Here is a 1,559-nt window from a genome sequence, read left to right on the forward strand (position 1 = left end):
CCCGTAGATTCCCTTTTTAACCGGCTTGCTCCCGCCCTTCTCCCGGCTGAGCGTGATCACCCAAGCCCCGCCCCCCTGGGCCAGCTTTTCGTTCAACTCCCGCATCGGATTCCTCCCGCTGAAGTCCTGGTAGTCGAAAAGGTTCCGGGGCGCGCTCAGGTTCAGGCCGGGAGCGATCAGGTCGCGGCCATCGGAGGCGAGGACAAAAACTCCCCGGTCATGGATGATGAAGGGCCCCTTCGGGTCCTTCAGGGCGGCCAGGGCGGCTTCCCCTTCCCCCGCCAGCAGTTCGGCCGCCTCGTCGACGATGATCCGGTAGAACTCCCGTTCCTGGGATGGTCCGTCGAGTCCGCTCCCGACCACGACCCGGCGGCCGTCCGGCAGCGTCGCGGCGAAGTTGCACGACGCCTTCCAGGCTCCGTCGAGGGCGCCCGGCGGGACCCAGAGATAGTGGATCCACCCGTGCGGGTTCGCGGCGCGGTGGTGGGCCACCTGATCGATGATCAGGAGCATGGTGTTCTTCCCGAGCGGATCGGTGAAATCGATCAGGTTCTTTCCCACCAGCTCCGGATAGCCGCCGTGGAAGAGGTTGACGCCGTCCATGCCGTAGACATAGAGGTAGGAGTCTCCGCCGAGCGACCACTCGTCGGGGTTCTCCCGGAAAGACTCGAAGGCCTTCTCTCCTTCTTTCTCCGCGAGCGCGGCCGCGCGGGCGGTCAGCGTCACCAACCTTTGGGTATCCCGGTAGTCGTACATCCTCACATCGGACGCCGCCGGATCTTTCCGCAGCTTGCCGATCTGGAAACCCGCGAGGAGGGCGATTATCCCCGCCAGCGCCGCTATGACGAGCATCCGTTTCCGGGTGTGCTTTTTCCGGCTTTCCATAGCGGGTAGTATAAGCGGTAAGGCGGCCGCAAGTAAAGCAGGGGAAGAAGTTACGCAAGGTTACGAGAAGATACGCAAGGTTGAGAAAGGTTACGCGAGCCGGCAACCTCTCGTAACCTTTCGTAACTTCTCGTAACCTTTCGTAACTTCTCGTAACCTTTATCTGGTCGCCGGGATATCGCCGGGTGACCCGAAATACACCCGCGTCAGGTCCCTCACCGACCAGAGACCGGCGGCGTCGCGGAAGATGGCGGCGTCGTCCGTCCCGTCTCCGTTGAAATCGGCCGGGACGGGCTTATCGGAGGAGCTCCCCAGGTAGAACCGGGTCACCTCCCGGATCGACCAGAGGCCGGCCGAGTCGCGGAAGAACCCCCCTTCCCATCTCCCAGCCCCGTTATAGTCCCCGGGGACCAGCGCGTCGCCGGACGAACCGAAGTAGAACCTCGTGATGTCCCGGACCGACCACATCCCCGTACCCGGCCGGAAGATGGCGATATCCCCACGGACGGCGGCGGCGTAATAACCGGGGATCGCCGTGTCCCCGGTCGACCCGAAATACACCCGGGTCAGTTCCCGGATCGCCCACAGCCCCACGGATACCCGGAAGATCCCCGCCTCGGAAGCGCCATCACCGTCGTAATCCCCCGGAACCGGCGTATCACCGCCTCTCCCCA

At 64.0% G+C, this 1,559-nt stretch carries 2 protein-coding genes; both read right to left on the reverse strand.

Annotation, left to right across the window (positions count from 1 at the left end; translation table 11 throughout):
- Window positions 1-852: cache domain-containing protein (locus NTW26_00050; protein MCX7020664.1), on the reverse strand; the 852-nt coding region annotated here is incomplete at its 3' end.
- Between the two features lie 192 nt (window positions 853-1,044).
- Window positions 1,045-1,559, reverse strand: a 515-nt coding sequence (locus NTW26_00055) for a hypothetical protein (protein MCX7020665.1), incomplete at its 5' end; no start/stop codon positions are given.

The organism is bacterium, assembly GCA_026398675.1.
Classification (GTDB): Bacteria; RBG-13-66-14; RBG-13-66-14; order RBG-13-66-14; family RBG-13-66-14; genus RBG-13-66-14.